Source organism: Pseudomonas sp. R28(2017) (assembly GCF_002112505.1).
Classification (GTDB): Bacteria; Pseudomonadota; Gammaproteobacteria; order Pseudomonadales; family Pseudomonadaceae; genus Aquipseudomonas.
Window position 1 is genome coordinate 240,366 of record NZ_NEHW01000001.1, and the last position, 17,303, is coordinate 257,668.

Below are 17,303 nucleotides of genomic sequence, written 5' to 3' on the forward strand. Positions count from 1 at the left end.
ATGACCCAGATCCTCGACACCACCCTGCTGATCATCGGCGGCGGCCCCGGCGGCTACGTGGCCGCCATCCGCGCCGGGCAACTGGGCATCCCCACCGTGCTGGTCGAAGGCCAGGCCCTGGGCGGCACCTGCCTGAACATCGGCTGCATCCCCTCCAAGGCGCTGATCCATGTGGCCGAGCAATTCCACCAGACTGCGCGCTTTGCCGGGCAGTCGCCCCTGGGCATCAGCGTCGATACCCCGCGCCTGGACATCGGCCAGAGCGTGGCCTGGAAGGACGGCATCGTCGACCGCCTGACCACTGGCGTGGCCGCCTTGCTGAAAAAGCATGGGGTCAAGGTGATTCACGGTTGGGCGAAGATCCTCGACGGTAAGCAGGTCGAGGTCGACGGCCAGCGCATCCAGTGCGAGCACCTGCTGCTGGCCACCGGCTCCAATAGCGTCGAACTGCCGATGCTGCCGCTCGGCGGGCCGATCATTTCCTCCACCGAAGCCCTGGCGCCCAAGGCCCTGCCCAAGCACCTGGTGGTGGTGGGCGGCGGTTACATCGGCCTGGAACTGGGTATCGCCTACCGCAAGCTGGGCGCGCAGGTCAGCGTGGTGGAAGCGCGCGAGCGCATTCTGCCGACCTATGACAGCGAACTGACCGCGCCCGTGGCTGAATCGCTGAAGAAGCTGGGCATCGCCGTGCATCTGGGCCATAGCGTCGAAGGCTACGAGCACGGCTGCCTGCTGGCCAGCGATGGCCAGGGCGGGCAACTGCGCCTGGAGGCTGACCGTGTGCTGGTGGCCGTGGGCCGTCGACCACGGACCCAGGGTTTCAACCTGGAATGCCTGGACCTGAAGATGAACGGCGCCGCCATCGCCATCGACGAGCGCTGCCAGACCAGCATGCGCAACGTCTGGGCCATTGGTGACGTGGCAGGCGAACCGATGCTCGCCCATCGCGCCATGGCGCAAGGCGAGATGGTGGCCGAAATCATTGCCGGCAAGAGCCGGCGTTTCGAGCCTGCGGCCATTGCTGCGGTGTGCTTCACCGACCCGGAAGTCGTGGTCGCCGGCAAGACCCCGGAGCAAGCCAGCCAGCAAGGGCTGGACTGCATCGTCGCGCAGTTCCCGTTCGCCGCCAACGGCCGGGCCATGAGCCTGGAATCGAAAAGCGGTTTCGTGCGCGTGGTGGCGCGGCGCGACAACCACCTGATCGTGGGCTGGCAGGCGGTGGGCGTGGCGGTATCGGAACTGTCCACGGCGTTTGCCCAGTCGCTGGAGATGGGCGCACGGCTGGAGGATGTGGCCGGGACCATCCATGCTCACCCGACGCTGGGTGAAGCGGTGCAGGAAGCGGCATTGCGCGCGCTGGGCCACGCACTGCATATCTGACACTGAAGCGGCCAAGGCCGATTTGGCCCGCTGCGCCCCTGGCGCCGCGGGTCTTTTTTCATCCGCTACCGGCTCACTCGCGAATCGTGTTCTTGCCTGCATCCTTGGCCCGGTACAAGGCCTTGTCCGCCCGGGCCAGCAGATCTTCCCGGCTTTCGCCATCCTGCCATTGCACCACGCCATAGCTCATGGTCAGCCGGCATTCCCCCACCGGCTCGAGCTGCTCCATCACCCGCCGCAACTGCCCCGCCAGGTCAAGCGCCTCGCCCAGCGTGGTCTGCGGCAGCACCATGACGAATTCGTCGCCGCCCCAGCGCGCCAGCAGGTCGAGTTCGCGCAGGCTGGCTCGCAGGTTGTCCGCTACCTGGACCAACGCCTCGTCCCCCCGGGCATGGCCATGGCGGTCGTTGATCGGCTTGAAATCATCCAGGTCCATGGCTATCAGCGCCAACGGCTGGCGGAAGCGCTTGGCCCGTTCGCACTCCTGCTGCAAGGTCTTTTCCAGCCGGTAGCGATTGGCAATCCGCGTCAGCGCATCGCGCTCGGCCAGGAGGCGGTTTTCGTCGAGCTGACGCTGCAGTTGCTGGTTGACCCAGGACAGCTCACGGGTGCGCTCGGCCACTTGCGTCTCCAGCGTATGGTTCTTCTGCTCCAGCTGCGCCACCAGGCGCTTGCCCGCATCGATATTGCGGTGCGCGCCGAGCATGCGGGCTACCGAACCATCCTCGTTGCGCTCGATGATATGGCCACTGTCCTCGATCCACAGGTAGCTTCCATCGTGGCAGCGGCAGCGGTACTCGATCAGATAGCGCTCGTTGCGCTGGTTGATATAAGCCTCGAAATGCGCCATCACCCGTGGATAGTCCTCGGGATGGATCACGCTTTCCCAGGTGAGCACGGTGTTGGCCTTGGAGTGGCTTGGGTAGCCGAGCATGGCATACCAGCCGGGGTTGCGGTAAACGTAGCCGGTATTGGCATTCCAGTCCCAGATACCATCGCTGATCAACTCGAACAGCGTGGCCAGCTGCTGTTCACTGAAGCCGGCAGGTGCCGGCATTGCTTCCTGACTCATGGACGCTCTCCCTGGTGTCCAGCAACTGCGCCCCGATCAGGTGCTGCCGACAGTGCTTGTGTGTGCCGCAGGCGGCAACGTGCTTCCTCTGACAGGCAAGCATATGCCTGGTGGCCGGCCACCGGAATAGCCTGAACGTCCTATTTTCGCGGCCTGCACGGCTGGCATGGGTTTTGCCCCACTCCCCAGGCTTTGCAACGTCCAAGGAGGAGAACATGGCAATCACCCTCAATGGCCTGGGTTGGCAGGCCACCGTGCACCAGCAGCAGCGCATCAACCATGACCAGGCGCAATCCGAGCTGGTGCCGTTCCGTGCGCCGCTGGCCACCAGCAATGCGTCCGCACAGCAAAACAGCCAGGGCAGCACTTCGCAGCAGAATGCCGACGATGCCCGCGAAGAAGCCTTCGCCAAGCTCAAGGTGATGCTGCAGAACCCTGACCTCGCCGCTCGCCAGCAGGCCGGCGCCAGCACCCAGGAAAGCGGTGATGCCGTGCAGGCCTTCCACGACTACATGGCCAAGTCGCCGGAAGAGAAGATCAAGGAAAAGATCCTCCAGGAACTGGGCCTGACCGAGGACGAATACAACGCCTTGCCACCTGAGCAGCAGGCCAAGGTCGATGAGCAGATCGCCCAGCGAATGAAGGAAGACGTCGAGATCAAGACCCAGGCCAAGCTGGCCGGGCAGACAACGCAAGCCGAGTTGGTTTGAAACCTGGGTGAATCGCGCGACAGGGTTTCAGGCCTGGTATCTTCAGGCCTGAAATATCATCAATATGTGTTGTTACCAAGCCATGCGGGTTTTACCTTGAGCGGGCCTGACCAATTTCCAAGGAACCCACATGCCTTGCAAAAGCGCAATGCACGCATTCACCGAGGGAGTGCGCGCCGTTCTGCCACTGATGACCGGGATGGTGCCTTTCGGCCTGATCACCGGGGTGACGGCCATCGGCATGGGCATGTCGCCGCTCGACGCGATGGGCATGACCTTGCTGTTCTATTCCGGTTCCGCGCAGATGGTGGTGCTGCAGCTGCTGCAGAGCGGCGCGCTGCCGCTGACCATGGTGGTCACCGCCCTGGTGATCAACCTGCGCTTCCTGATGTACAGCGCCGCCCTGGCCCCGCACCTGAGCGACCTGCCACGGCGCAAGACCTGGCCGTTGTCATACCTGCTCTCCGACCAGTCGTTCGCCCTGTGCAGCCTTAAGTTCGGTGCCGACGGCCTCGGCCGGTTTGCCTTCCCCTACTACCTGGGGACTGCCTTGCCGATGTGGTTCGGCTGGAACCTGGCGGTGCTGGCCGGCGTGTACCTGGGTAGCGGCATCCCGGAATCCTGGTCGCTGGGCTTTGCCATTCCACTGTCGTTCCTGGCGCTGCTGGTGCCGGGCATCCGTAACCCGGCCATGCTGGGCGCAGCGGTGGCTGGCGGCGCGCTGGCCGTACTGGCACACGACCTGCCCTACAACCTCGGCTTGCTGGTCGCCTCGCTAGGCGGTGTGGTCAGCGGGCTGACCCTCGAACAGCTGCGCAAGGGCGCACGCGTGGCAGCGGAGGCGCCATGACCGACATCAACCCCTGGATCACCTTTGCCCTGATTGGTCTGGGCACCTTTGCGATACGGCTGTCGTTCATCGAGTTCTACGGTGCCTTGCGCATTCCGCCGATGCTGCGCCGCGCGCTGGTTTATGTGCCGGCCAGTGTATTGGCCGCGCTGGTGCTGCCGGCCGTGGTGTTCGAGGCCGGCCAGCCCGGTATCGACTGGGGCAACCCGCAGATACCGGCAGCGATCGTGGCCGGGCTGGTGGCCTGGCGCACACGCAGCACATTGCTGACCCTGGCGGTGGGCATGGGGATGTTGTGGGGATTGCGGTATTGGGGTTTGTGACCGGCTGCCCCTGGCATCCTGGCCTTCAGGGGTCAGCCAGCATCCGTTCAATCGGCCACCAGGCTGAACCTGTTCCGCCCACCCCGCTTGGCCTCGTACATCGCCTTGTCTGCCAACGCCAACGCCTCCTCGGCACTCTGCGGATCATGCCCGGACAGGTTCAGGTAGACCCCGATACTGGCACCGACGACCACATCAACACCCTCCACCTCGACCGGCGCCGACAGCACATCGCACAGCTTGCGCGCGATGTCCCGGGCTGACGCCTGGTTGGCCACGGCCTGGGCGATGACCACGAACTCGTCACCCGCCAGCCTGGCCACCGTGTCATCCGTTCGCATGATCGCCAGCATGCGCCCGGCAGCAGCCTGCAACACGGCATCACCCGCTTCGTGCCCATACTGGTCGTTGACCTGCTTGAAGCCATCCAGGTCGATGAAGAACAAGGCAAAGGCGGCCCGCTGCTGCAGGGCGTAATCAAGCTCCTTGTGCAAGGCCACCCGGTTGGGCAACCCGGTCAGCGGGTCAAGCGTGGCCTGGTCCAGCAGGGTCTTTTCCTTGCGCTTGCGCTCGGTCACGTCCAGCGACATGACGAAAAAGCCCTCCACCTTGCCGTTGCGGATATCGGGCACATAGGACGCGTGCCAGATCCGCGAATCGTCAGGGCTGTAGCGCACGTTGTCGGCCTCGACCCGCTCCCCGGCCAGGGCCTTGTGGAAGTAGGGCAAGAGCTGCTGGTACACCTGCGGCGGCAGCACATCCGCTACCTTGCGGCCTTTGAGCTCAGTGGGCTCGACGCCGAAGATCTGGCGGTACACGGCATTGTTGAAGCGGTATTCGAGATCGGTGCCGATGTGCGCGATCAGCACCGGGATATTGTCGGCGATGGCTTGCAGGGTTTCCTGGCTGCGGGCCAGTTCTTCGGTGCGCTGCGCCACTTGCTGCTCAAGGGTCGCCTGGTAGCGCTGCAGTTGCTGCTGGCGGCGCTTGCGCTCGCTGATGTCACGCACGAACACCACCATTTGCTCGATGACCCCGCGCGCGTTGCGCAGCGCCGACACACTCAGCTCGCTCCACAGTGCGGCGTTGTCACCGGTCCTCAGCCGCACCTCGACGAGCAGCGAGTCCTGCTCGCCGGCCACCATGCGCTGCCAAGGCTCGTCCAGCCTGGCCAGGTCTTGCGGGTCGATCAGCGCACGCAGCTGGGTCAGCACCAGCAGTTCCTTGGCCTGGCCCAGCAGCTGGCAGAACTCACGGTTGGGTTCGAGGATGCGCCCGTCCAGGCCAACCAGCGCCTTGCTCGTCGGGCTGTTGTCGAACACCCGTTGAAAGCGCGCCTCGGAGGACACCAGGGCGCTCTGCTCCGCCTGCTGCACCGCGCTGCCCGAGTCGATGGCCAGGCTACGGTGCAGCATCTCGCGCTCGACGATCCGCGCCAGGTCGCGCAGGTGCGCCAGCTCGGTTTCCGACACTTGGCGCGGCCGGGTGTCGAGCACGCACAAGGTGCCCACGGTCAGTTCGCCGGCAAAGCGCAGCGGCACCCCGGCGTAGAAACGGATGCGCGGTCCGCCGGTCACCAGCGGGTTGTCCTCGAAACGCGGATCGGCGCTGGCATCCGGGATCACCAGGATGTCTTCGGCATGCAGGGCATGGGCACAGAACGCCACATCGCGCGTGGTTTCGGCAACCTCCACGCCCTGGCGCGACTTGAACCACTGGCGGTTCATGTCCACCAGCGACACCAGGGCCATGGGCACATCGAGCAGCACACTGGCCAAGCGGGTAATGCGGTCGAAGGTTTCCTCGGCCGGGGTATCGAGGATGTTCAGGCTCTCGAGAAAACACAGGCGGGCAGCCTCGTTGAGAGGCGACGGGGCAATTTGCATGACGACACGCTCAACAAAATCCTGACCCGCAAACGATAGCGCTGCAACGCTCAAGCGCAAGCCTTTCATTACTTCTATCAAAACGCTCAAGCCGTATAATCGCGTTCTTTTGTAAGCCTAAGACGTATTTTCATGAAGAAACTGCTTTGCGCCGTCGCACTCGCCTTCGCCGCCATCCCCGCCGCCTTTGCCACCCCCCCCGCTACCTTCACCGAAGCCAAGGTGGTCGCCAAACAGAAGATCTACCTCGACCAGGGCAGCAGCGCCATGGGCGAGTTGTACTGTGGCTGCAAGTGGACCTGGGTCGGCAAGTCCGGCGGCCGCGTCGACCTGAAGTCCTGTGGTTATGAAACCCGCAAGCTGCAGACTCGCGCCGAGCGTACCGAGTGGGAGCACATCGTCCCGGCCTGGACCTTCGGCCACCAGCGCCAGTGCTGGCAGAACGGCGGGCGCGAGCAGTGCGTCGACAGCGACCCGACCTTCCGCGCCATGGAAGCCGACCTGTTCAACCTCTACCCGTCCGTGGGCGAAGTGAACGGTGACCGCAGCAACTTCAATTACGGCATGGTGTCCGGCGTGGCGCCGCAGTACGGCCAGTGCACCACCAAGATCGATTTCCAGCAGAAAACCGCCGAGCCGCGCGACGAGGTGAAGGGGCTGGTGGCACGCACCACGTTCTACATGTTCGATCGCTACAAGCTGAGCATGTCGCGCCAGCAGCAACAGGTGTTGATGGCCTGGGACAAGCAGCACCCGGTGACAGCCTGGGAGAAGCAGCGTGATCAGCGAATTGCCGCGATCATGGGGCACAACAACCCGTTCGTGACCGGCGAGCGCAAGTGGGCGCTGGGGTATACGCCCCAGGGCGCGGCTGTGGTGCCGGCTACGGCGGTGAAAGAGGCGGCCAAGCCGACACTGGCCAGTGCGGTGGCGGGTGGCGCGGTTGTGGGCAACCGCAATAGCCATGTGTATCACCTGGCCAGTGGTTGCCCGGGGTACAGCCAGGTTTCGCAGAAGAACCAGGTGGCGTTTGGCACGGAGGCCGAGGCGCAGGCGGCGGGGTATCGCAAGGCGGGGAATTGCAAGTAACGGCGTAAGGTGTGTGGGGGTCAACAGGTGGTCGCCTCGATACCTTCTGCGGTTTTGAGATCAAGCGCCGACTCGTTCGCCTCGACATCTTCTGCGGTTTTGAGATCAAGCGCCGCGCGGGCGGCGCTCGATCTCACAGGCACTGAACCTGTCATGGCGGGCACCTGCAAGCCTTTACACAAACCTCCCGCCAAGAAACTGCTCACATCACGCCCCCTCGGGCAACTTCATATGCCGCGCATACCAAGGCCTGCGCGGCGTGCGCCGCAGCAGGTCATCAACCTCCCGCTCGCCACTGAAGGCAATGCGCAACGCCAGCTTCATCGCCTCCACTTCCATCTCCCCAGCCCCGCCCCCGGCATCGGAAATCCCCCCACAACCATGGGTCATCGGCCCGAGCCAAGGGTCGCCAACCTGCACCCAGCGCCCCGGCGCAAACCACGACACACCATTGACCTCGCGACGTTGCACCTCACCCGGATGGGCCCGCTCATGGGCCCGGTACCAGTCCTCGATACGGTCGTCGATCCAGCCATGGAAGCGCCAGAACACCGGGTTGACGTGGGACGAGAACGGGTCGCCGAGGAAGTCGTTTTCCTCACGGAACCAGCGCGCCGCATAGTCCGTCTGGTTGCGATCGCCCATCACCGGCGCGCCGTTGGACGGGTCGCGGGTGACGGTGGCCCAGCGCATGTGCAGCCAGTCGTGGATGTTCAGTTCCACCTCCGACCCGAACTGCCCCAGGGTCAGGCGGCTGAGGTAGTCCGGGTCCTGGTATTGCGATTCCCAGACCTGGAAATTGCTGAAGAACGTCTCGGCCGCCTTGATGCCATGCAGCCACTGGCTCAGTTCCTGGTCATTGGCCGCGATCCAGGCCGGTGGCACCGAGTTGCCGTCATGGTTTTCCTGATAGCGGATAAACCCTGGCCGGTCGTACTCGAGCTGCGGTGACGGCAGCGGCAGTTGCGCCCAGTTCGGCAGGTCAGGCTGCAACCTGCGGGCGTGCGCCAGCATGTGCCGGTGCATGAAGAAGAAGTCTTCGCCTGAGCCATTGAGGTGCTTGCGCCGCCCGCGTGCGCCGCGTTCAGCGTCACGCGGGCCAGGCTGCCAGCCAGCACCGCGCAAGGCATCGCGCTTGTCGTCGGCCAGGCGGTGCCATTTGTCCCGGGTGGCATGCCACACCTGGTGGAACAGGCGGTGCTCGGGCGAGTTCAGCCAGGCCATCAGCGCCGGTGCAAGGGGCGTGACCTGGCGGGCCTCAGGGAAGGCACGCTTGGTAGCAACGAAGTGGTTGTCCGGTTCGGTCATCAACAATGGCCGGTCGATGCGGCGGATGCGCCCGGTCAGGGTGCCAGCGCCAGCGTTGCCCCAGGATGCCCAGACTTCATCGAGGGTCGCCTCCAGTTCATGGCTGGGCGCTGACGACCCATCCGGCACCAGGCGCCAACGGACCTTGCCAGCATCGGCGGCGACCAGCTCGCCGAGCACCCGGTAACGGGGCTGCTCAGTGCCGCGCAGGCGTTCAGCCACGTCGATGAAGCCACGCAGCGAGCGACCGGTCGGGCCGACATCCAGCAGCATCTGCACGCCCTGCAGCGGCAGGCCGTCCAGGCCGGCCTCGGTACCACTGAAACGTACATCCCAGATGCCGCGCAGTTTGTCGGCGAGGTGCACGCCAGTATCGGTGGCGGCCTCTACCGTGGCTTCGCCGGGCGTCTCCACCTCGTCTTTCTTGAGCTTCTCATCATGGTCGCGCGGCTGGCGCGCATACCACGCTGCCGAACCCGCCGCCCCGGCTACCGCCAGCCCCACCATGAACCCACGCCTGGAAAACCTCATCGCCACATCCGTATCCGTGTCAGCCACGCCTATCGAGCTAGAACGAGACGCCGCGCGGCAAATTTACCGGCAGCACGCCGCTAAATTTCCCGCTGCCGCTCTCGTCCCTCCGTGACAGGCAAGCCCCGTGATCGCGGCTGCCGCAATCGCATCGACCCTGCAACCAACGGGATGGCAATGAACACGACACGCTTGCGCAAGGCCCCCTACCTCGCTGCCCTGGCGCTGATCCTCGCGCTTGCGGGCGCCGCAGCCTGGTACTTCTTCATCCACCTGCCGGCCGGTTACCCGCGTGAGGTGATCAAACATGCCGAAGAACTTCAGGAACGCATCATCTCCTTCGACAGCCATATCACCGTGCCGCTGAACTTCGGCACCGAAGGCAAGGAGGCCGACAAGGATGGCAGCGGCCAGTTCGACCTGGTCAAGGCCGGGCGCGGGCGCCTCTCCGGCGCGGCATTGACGATCTTCGGCTGGCCGGAAATCTGGAACGGCGCCAACGCGCCCCATCGCCCGACCGCCGCGTTCGTCGATGAAGCGCGCCAACAGCAGGAGATGCGCTACAAGATCCTCACCGGCATGGTCCGCGACTACCCCAACCAGGTCGCCATCGCCTACACCCCCGCCGACTTCCGACGCCTGCACGGCGAAGGCAAGTTCGCGATCTTTCTCAGCATGCTCAACGCCTACCCGCTGGGCCACGACCTCGATGCCCTGGACACCTGGGCCGCACGCGGCATGCGCATGTTCGGCTTCAGCTACGTGGGCAACAACGCCTGGGCCGACTCTTCGCGCCCGCTGCCGTTCCTCAACGACACCCCCGACGCCCTCGGCGGCCTGTCACCACTGGGTGAACAGGCCGTGGGCCGGCTCAACGACCTGGGCGTGATCATCGATGTCTCGCAGATGTCCACCCTGGCCCTGGAAGATGTCGCCCGCCTGAGCCGCGCGCCGATGGTCGCCTCCCACTCGGCCCCGCGTGCGCTGGTGGACATCCCGCGCAACCTCAGCGACCACGAACTGCAAGCGATCAAGCACAGCGGCGGCGTGGTGCAGGTGGTGGGCTTCCCGGCCTACCTCAAACCCCTGAGCCAGGGCACCCTGGACAAGCTCAACGCCCTGCGCAAGCGTTTCGACCTGCAGCCACTGAACGGCCTGGCCAACGCCCTGATGCCGGGTGACGCAATCATCTCGATCTGGCCCGAGCAGAAGTTCGGCGAGTACGCCAGCGCGCTGTACGCCATCCTCGACGAAGAGCCCCGCGCCACGGTCAAGGACATGGTCGACGCCATCGACTACACCGTGCGCAAGATCGGCATCGACCATGTCGGCATCGCCTCCGACTTCAACGATGGCGGCGGCGTCACCGGCTGGATGAACGTCGGCGAGTCGCGCAATGTCACTGCCGAACTGATCCAGCGCGGTTACTCCGACGCCGACATCGCCAAGCTGTGGGGTGGCAACTTCCTGCGCGTATGGGAACAGGTGCAACGCCTGGCCAAGCCTGGTGCCGACACGCAAGCGGAGCGCGGCTGATGAACGACCGTCGCAGCTTTCTCAAACAGGCTGGTCTGCTCGCCGCCGCCCTGCCCTTGACTGGCAGTTTTACTACGCACGCACTGGCCGCCCCCCTTGTGGCAAAACCCGGCCAGGACAAATGGCAAGCCCTGCGCCAGCAGTTCGACCTGGACCCGGCCTACCTGCACTTCTGCAATTTCCTGCTTGCCTCCCACCCCCGCGTGGTCAGCGAGGCCATCGCCCGCTTCCGCGCGCGGCTGGACCAGAACCCGGGCGAAATGGTCGACTGGGACCGCGAGGAGCTCTGGGGCTATGAGAATGAGGTGCGCGCCTGGGCCGGCCGCTATTTCGGCGTGCAACCAGGCCAGGTGGCCCTGACCGGCAGCACCACCGAAGGCTTGTCGATGATCTACGGCGGCCTGCAGGTGGCGCCGGGCAAGGAGATCCTGGTCAGCGCCCACGAGCACTATTCCACCAACACCCGCCTGGCCTACCGCGAACGGCTGATGGGCACCCAGGTGCGCCGGGTGGCGCTGTTCAAGGACCCTCAGCTGGCCTCGGTGGACGAAATGCTTGGCAATATCCGCCAGGCCATCCGCCCGGAAACCCGTGTGCTCGGCATGACCTGGGTGCAGTCCGGCAGCGGCGTCAAGCTGCCGATCCGCGAAGTCGGCGAACTGGTGAAAACGCTAAACCAAAACCGTGACGAGCAGGACCGGATCATCTACGTGGTCGACGGCGTGCACGGCTTCGGCATCGAGGACGTGACCTTCGCCGACTTCAACTGCGACTACTTCATCGCCGGCACCCACAAGTGGCTGTTCGGCCCACGCGGCACCGGCGTGATCATCGCCCGCGAAGCCAAGCCCCAGCCGTACCTGGTGCCCAGCCTGCCGACCTTCACCAAGGGCGAGAACTTCGGCACCTTGATGACCCCTGGCGGCTACCACGCTTTCGACCACCGCCTGGCCCTGGGCAAGGCATTCGAACTGCACCTGCAGCTGGGCAAGGCCGATGTCCAGGCCCGCGTGCACCAGCTCAACGACTACCTCAAGCAGCGCCTCGCCGAGCACCGCAAGGTGCAGCTGGTGACGCCACGCAGCCGCCAGCTTTCCGCAGGCTTCACCTTCTTCCGCGTCGAGGGCCGCGATTGCGACGCCGTTGCCCGCCACCTGATGGCCAACAAGGTGATCAGCGACGCCGTCGACCGTGACGTCGGCCCGGTGGTGCGCCTGGCCCCGAGCCTGCTCAACGACGAAGCCGAGATCGACCGGGTGATGGCCATCCTCGCCCCGCAACTCGCCTGACCTTTCGCCTTTCAAGAGAACCGCCATGCACATGTTCAAGCCCCTGGCCCTGGTGGCCGCCCTGCTCGCCGGCGCCCCGGCCTTTGCCAGCGACGCGCACGCACCCGGCAAGACCTTCAAGGACTGCAAGGATTGCCCCGAAATGGTCGTGCTGCCCGCCGGCAGTTTCACCATGGGCGTGCCTGACGACGAAGTCGGCCGCCAGCCGGACGAAGGCCCGATGCACACCGTCACCTTTGCCAAGCCCTTTGCCATCAGCCAGTTCCAGGCACAGGCCAAACAGCTGCAGGCCTGGCAGCGCGATGCCAAGGTCACCCTCCCCGACGGTGACGACCGCCCGGGCCGCCGCTGCACCAACGGCAAACCCAGCTACCCGCAAGGCCCGGACCAACCGGCGGTGTGCATCAGCTACGACGAGGTGAAGGCCTACGTCGCCTGGCTGTCGAAGAAGACCGGCAAGCATTACCGCATGCTCAGCGAAGCCGAGCGTGAATACGGTGCTCGCGCAGGCTCCAGCGGCCCGTTCCCGTTCCCCTTCGATGAAGGCAAGGAATACAGCATCGCCCAGCACGCCAACACCTACGGCGCGGCCGATGGCTACAACTACACCTCGCCTGCCGGCAGCTTCCCGGCCAACGCCTTCGGCCTCTACGACATGCACGGCAACGTCTACGAATGGGTCGCCGACTGCCGGCACGACAGCTACGTCGGCGCACCTGCCGATGGCAGTGCGTGGATGGAAGCAAACTGCGAGTACAACCACATCCGCGGCAACGACTACAGCGAAGCCCCGGTGTTCTCCCGCTCCGGCAACCGCAACTACCGCGAACCCTACGTGCGTGGCGACTGGCTGGGCTTCCGGGTAGCCCGCGAGCTCTGAGCGACACCCCTCTGCGCGGTACCGCACGCGGTACCGACTTGCCCGGGCGCACGGCCCGGGCCAGCTAAATCACAGCCCCCCTCACACGTCTTTTCACTGGGCAACCAGCCCACACGGCGCTCGCACGCGCAGCGCCGAAACCGCATCCGCGTACCCACCAGGAATTCACCATGAACCGATCGACCCCTGGCGCTCTCCGCGAACTCCTCGGCCTGCTCAAGCCTTACCGACTGATCGTCGCCCTGGCCGTCGTGCTGGGGATCGTCGGCGGCCTGTGCATCACCTTGCTGCTCGCCAACATCAACAACCTGCTGCATGCCCCCGGTGCCATCACCTGGGGCGTGGTGCTGGCGTTCGGCGGTATCTGCCTGCTCGCCCTGTGCGCCTCCATCGCCTCGGATATCGGCACCAACTATGTCGGCCAGCATGTGATCGCCCGGCTGCGCCGCGACCTCGGCGAGAAGGTGCTCAGCGCGCCCATCGAGCAGATCGAACGCTACCGCAGCCACCGCCTGATCCCGGTGCTGACCCATGACGTCGACACCATCAGCGACTTCGCCTTCGCCTTTGCCCCGCTGGCCATTTCGCTGTCGGTGACGCTGGGCTGCCTCGGCTACCTGGCCCAGTTGTCCTGGCCGATGTTCCTGATCACCGCCTGCGCCATCCTGATCGGCACGGCGGTGCAGTACATCGCGCGGGTGCGCGGTATCCGTGGCTTCCATGCGGCCCGCGAGGCGGAAGACGAAATGCAGCGGCACTACAGTGGTGTCGCGTCCGGGGCCAAGGAGTTGCGCATCAGCCGCCCGCGCCGCCAGCGCATGTTCGACGAGCGCATCAGCCGCACCGCCAACTTCATCCGCGATACCCACATCCGCTCGATCAACATCTTCGTGGTTGCCAAGAGCCTGGGCTCGATGCTGTTCTTCGTGGTCATCGGGCTGGTGCTGGCACTGCAACAGGCCCAACTGATCACCGACCCCAAGGTCACCAGCGGTTTCGTGCTGGTGTTGCTGTTCATGAAGGGGCCGCTGGAGCACCTGGTTTCGACCCTGCCCATCGTCAGCCGCGCGCAAATCGCCTTCCGCCGCATTGCCGAGCTGTCGACCCAGTTCTCGTCGCCCGAACCGCACCTGCTGCTCGACGCCCCTGAAGTCCCCGACCGGCAGATTCGCAGCCTCGAACTGCGCAATGTGCGCTTCGCCTTCCCGCCGGTGGACGGTGCCGCGCCTTTTGCCCTGGGGCCGATCAACCTGCGCGTCGAACAGGGCGACATCCTGTTCATCGTCGGCGAGAACGGTTGCGGCAAGACCACCCTGATCAAGCTGCTGCTGGGCCTGTACGCCCCCCATGAAGGCCAGATCGTGCTGGACGGCCAGGCCGTCACCGCCAGCAACCGCGACGACTACCGCCAGCTGTTCACCACGGTGTTCGCCGACTACTACCTGTTCGATGACCTGCTGCAGGGCGGCCAGGCTTTGCCCGACGACGCCGGCAAGTACCTGCAACGCCTGGAGATCGCCCACAAGGTGCAGATCCGCGATGGCGCCTTCACCACCACCGACCTGTCCACCGGCCAGCGCAAGCGCCTGGCGCTGGTCAACGCCTGGCTGGAGAAGCGCCCGGTGCTGGTGTTCGACGAATGGGCCGCCGACCAGGACCCGACCTTCCGGCGCATTTTCTACACCGAACTGCTGCCGGAGCTGAAGCGCCTGGGCAAGACCATCATCGTCATCAGCCACGACGACCGCTACTTCGACGTAGCCGATCACCTGCTGCGACTGCGCGACGGCAAGCGGGTGGAGGAAGAAATCACAACATTTTCACATTGATTTTTCCGGTTCTGGGGCGCCGGTACGTTACATAAATGCAAATAACTCTCATAAGTAATCTATCTGCTAACACTGAGTATCCGCATGACCATTACCACGGTTTCGCCGCTCGCCCGGGCGGTTCGCAGGAAAACACTGGCCATTCTTCCACCGTCGCTGCTGGCCTGTGCACTGGCAACGTCCATGGCAGCGCAAGCCGAGCCGGTCGCGCTGGATATCCCTTCGCAGGGGCTGGTAGGGGCGCTCAATACCCTGGCCAAGCAGGCCAATCTGCAGTTGCTGTATAGCCCGGACGCCGTGCACAACACCCCGGCGCCAGCGGTCAAGGGCAACATGGAGCCTGAACAGGCCCTGCGCCTGCTGCTGCGCGACAGCGGCCTGACCTACCAGCTCGACGGCCACACCATCACCCTGAGCGGGCCTGCCGATGCGTCCGCCTTGAACCTGGCCCCGGTGAACATTTCCGGGCGCCAGTTCGATGCCACCACCGAGGACTCGGGGAGCTACACGTCCAACGCGGTGACCATCGGCAAAGGCACCCATCGCCTCAAGGACATCCCGCAGTCGGTCAGCGTGGTCACTCGCAAGGCGATGGACGACCAGCGCCTCGACACCCTCGACCAGGTGCTGGAAAAAACCACCGGCATCACCACCTACCAGAGCCCGTCCGGCGGCAAGTACATCTACTCGCGCGGCTTCGAAGTCGAGACCATCCAGTACGACGGCGTGCCGCTGGACCGCCGCTACTACGGCATCGGCAGCAGCTTCACCTCCGACACCCTGTTGTACGACCGCGTCGAGATCCTGCGCGGCGCCAACGGCCTGCTGCAAGGCAGCGGCAACCCGGGTGCGGCGATCAACCTGGTGCGCAAGCGCCCCAAGGCCGAGCCGTCCCTGTCTATCACCGCCAGCGCCGGCTCCTGGGACACCTATCGCCAGACCATCGACGCCAGCGGCCCGCTGACCGCCGATGGCCGCCTGCGCGGGCGCCTGGTCGCCGGCCATGAGGACCGCGACTACTTCTACGACACGGCAGAAAGCCGCAAGAACGTGCTGTACGGGATTCTCGAGTACGACCTCAGCGACTCGACCACGGTCGCCGCCGGCGCCAGCGTCGAAGACTTGCACTCGACGCCCTACTTCGGCGGCCTGCCGCGCAACAAGGACGGCAGCGCGGTGAACGTCGGCCGCTCGACCTTCACCGGTGCCGACTGGAACAAGTGGAACAACAAGCAGACCACCTACTTCGCCGATATCACCCACGACTTCAACGAAGACTGGCGCCTGAAAGCCTCCGGCAGCTACATCCGCGAGACCAACGACATTTTCTACAGCTTCGGCCGTGGCGCCGTCGACCCGGCCACCGGTAACGGCATGCAGTCGCGTGCCTACCTGTACGACTTCGAGAACATCAACCAGGGCGCCGACATCAACCTCACCGGCAAATGGCGCGCCTTCGGCCTGGAGCACGAGGTGGTGGTGGGTGCCAACGCCAGCGACCTGCGCACCGACGACCTGCAAGGCGGCCTGCTCAACCTCGGCCCAATGAACATCTACGACCCGGTCTCGCCTCGCGAACCCACCCTGGATGAAATGCTCGGCACCACCTACGCCGGTGTTTCCAAGGCCAAGATTCGCCAGAATGGCGTGTACGGCGTGATGCGCTACAAGTTGATCGACCCGCTGACCCTGGTGCTCGGCGCACGGGTCAGCAACTACAAGTACGACTATGAACTGACGCGCTTCACCACGGCATCGCCGGACCCGTCACATGCCAAGGAAACCGGCGAAGTCACCCCGTACGGCGGCCTGATCTATGCGCTGAACGATCAATGGTCGGCCTACGTCAGCTACGCCGACATCTTCAAGCCGCAGACCGAACTGACCGAAGACCTCGCCCCACTCAAGCCGATCGAGGGTTCCAACTATGAGATCGGCCTGAAGGGCGAACTGCTCGATGGCCGCGTCAACACCAGCTTCGCGGTGTTCCGCGTCGACCAGAAGAACCGCGCCCAGTACGACTACAACTCGGTGTGCGGGCAGGACGGTGAAACCAACTGCTACGTGGCAGGCGGCAAGGTACGCGCCGAAGGCTTCGATGCGGAAATCAGCGGCGAAGTGCTGGCCGGCCTGCAGCTGTTCGCCGGCTACACCTACACCTCGACCAAGTTTCTCAACGACCCGGGTGATGGCAGCACGGCGTCCGGCGCGACCTTCAACAGCTACACGCCACGCCACCTGCTGCGCTTCTGGGGTGATTACAACCTGCCTGGCGAGCTGAACCAGTGGACTGTCGGTGCCGGTGCCAGCATCCAGAGCAAGAACCACAACACCAACCAGGGCGGCACCAACGGCATCGACAAGATCGAGCAGGCCGGCTACGCCATCTGGAATGCCCGCGTGGCGTACCAGATCAACCAGAACTTCAGCGTTGCTCTCAACGGCAATAACCTGTTCGACAAGAAGTACTACTCCTCGATCGGCTGGCTGAACGCGAGCAACGTGTATGGCGAACCACGCAACTACACCGTGACGCTCAGAGCTGACTTCTGAAGCTGATTGAGAAAGCCCGCTTCGGCGGGCTTTTTTGCGAGCGATGGAAATGTGGTTGGGTTGCGAG

General features: G+C 64.8%; 14 protein-coding genes. 10 read left to right on the forward strand and 4 right to left on the reverse strand.

What is annotated here, in order from left to right; all coding sequences use genetic code 11:
• Window positions 1–1,380 carry a dihydrolipoyl dehydrogenase gene (gene lpdA / locus CAF78_RS01120; RefSeq protein WP_085675878.1) on the forward strand — a complete coding sequence of 460 codons (1,380 nt, stop codon included), beginning with the start codon at window positions 1–3 and terminating at the stop codon, window positions 1,378–1,380.
• 73 nt (window positions 1,381–1,453) lie between these two features.
• Here lpdA and CAF78_RS01125 read toward each other — a convergent pair whose 3' ends face one another.
• Complete coding sequence (locus tag CAF78_RS01125; RefSeq protein ID WP_085675877.1) at window positions 1,454–2,452, reverse strand: sensor domain-containing diguanylate cyclase; 999 nt, start codon at window positions 2,450–2,452, stop codon at window positions 1,454–1,456.
• A 215-nt stretch (window positions 2,453–2,667) separates the two neighbouring features.
• Here CAF78_RS01125 and CAF78_RS01130 point away from each other — a divergent pair, with 215 nt between their 5' ends.
• The 3 genes from CAF78_RS01130 to CAF78_RS01140 all read left to right on the forward strand — a co-directional run bounded on the left by CAF78_RS01130 (window position 2,668) and on the right by CAF78_RS01140 (window position 4,335).
• Window positions 2,668–3,162 (forward strand): hypothetical protein, encoded by a 495-nt coding sequence (locus tag CAF78_RS01130; RefSeq protein WP_085675876.1) that lies wholly within the window; start codon window positions 2,668–2,670, stop codon window positions 3,160–3,162.
• A 130-nt stretch (window positions 3,163–3,292) separates the two neighbouring features.
• Window positions 3,293–4,012, forward strand: coding sequence for an AzlC family ABC transporter permease (locus CAF78_RS01135; RefSeq protein WP_085675875.1), 720 nt, complete (start codon window positions 3,293–3,295; stop codon window positions 4,010–4,012).
• Entirely contained in the window at window positions 4,009–4,335 is a 327-nt protein-coding gene (locus CAF78_RS01140; RefSeq protein WP_085675874.1) for an AzlD domain-containing protein, read from the forward strand. The genes CAF78_RS01135 and CAF78_RS01140 overlap by 4 nt, the downstream gene beginning before the upstream one ends.
• A 47-nt stretch (window positions 4,336–4,382) precedes the next feature.
• On the opposite strand, the gene CAF78_RS01145 is transcribed toward CAF78_RS01140, so the two are convergent.
• Window positions 4,383–6,221 carry a diguanylate cyclase domain-containing protein gene (locus CAF78_RS01145; RefSeq protein WP_158090038.1) on the reverse strand — a complete coding sequence of 613 codons (1,839 nt, stop codon included), beginning with the start codon at window positions 6,219–6,221 and terminating at the stop codon, window positions 4,383–4,385.
• Window positions 6,222–6,353: 132 nt separating this feature from the next.
• Between CAF78_RS01145 and CAF78_RS01150 the strand changes: the two genes are divergently transcribed.
• On the forward strand, window positions 6,354–7,310 hold the full coding sequence (locus CAF78_RS01150) for an endonuclease (protein ID WP_085675872.1): 957 nt from the start codon (window positions 6,354–6,356) through the stop codon (window positions 7,308–7,310).
• A gap of 20 nt (window positions 7,311–7,330) precedes the next feature.
• On the opposite strand, the gene CAF78_RS28685 is transcribed toward CAF78_RS01150, so the two are convergent.
• Window positions 7,331–7,465: a hypothetical protein gene (locus CAF78_RS28685; protein WP_256573921.1), complete on the reverse strand. Its 135-nt coding sequence runs from the start codon at window positions 7,463–7,465 to the stop codon at window positions 7,331–7,333.
• Window positions 7,466–7,517: 52 nt separating this feature from the next.
• Window positions 7,518–9,149, reverse strand: a complete 1,632-nt coding sequence (locus tag CAF78_RS01155) for a twin-arginine translocation signal domain-containing protein (RefSeq protein WP_085675871.1) — start codon at window positions 9,147–9,149, stop codon at window positions 7,518–7,520.
• A 177-nt stretch (window positions 9,150–9,326) separates the two neighbouring features.
• Between CAF78_RS01155 and pvdM the strand changes: the two genes are divergently transcribed.
• The 5 genes from pvdM (at window position 9,327) to CAF78_RS01180 (ending at window position 17,236) form a co-directional block, all read left to right on the forward strand.
• Window positions 9,327–10,685: a pyoverdine-tailoring dipeptidase-like protein PvdM gene (gene pvdM / locus CAF78_RS01160; protein ID WP_085675870.1), complete on the forward strand. Its 1,359-nt coding sequence runs from the start codon at window positions 9,327–9,329 to the stop codon at window positions 10,683–10,685.
• Entirely contained in the window at window positions 10,685–11,974 is a 1,290-nt protein-coding gene (gene pvdN, locus CAF78_RS01165; RefSeq protein ID WP_085675869.1) for a pyoverdine-tailoring periplasmic protein PvdN, read from the forward strand. Before pvdM ends, pvdN begins: the two co-directional genes overlap by 1 nt.
• Before the next feature lie 25 nt (window positions 11,975–11,999).
• A complete protein-coding gene (locus CAF78_RS01170) occupies window positions 12,000–12,854 on the forward strand; it encodes a formylglycine-generating enzyme family protein (RefSeq protein ID WP_085675868.1) in 855 nt (284 codons plus the stop codon).
• A 170-nt stretch (window positions 12,855–13,024) separates the two neighbouring features.
• Window positions 13,025–14,683 (forward strand): cyclic peptide export ABC transporter, encoded by a 1,659-nt coding sequence (locus CAF78_RS01175; protein ID WP_085675867.1) that lies wholly within the window; start codon window positions 13,025–13,027, stop codon window positions 14,681–14,683.
• An 84-nt stretch (window positions 14,684–14,767) separates the two neighbouring features.
• A complete protein-coding gene (locus tag CAF78_RS01180; RefSeq protein ID WP_085675866.1) occupies window positions 14,768–17,236 on the forward strand; it encodes a TonB-dependent receptor in 2,469 nt (822 codons plus the stop codon).
• The last annotated feature ends 67 nt before the right edge of the window (window positions 17,237–17,303 follow it).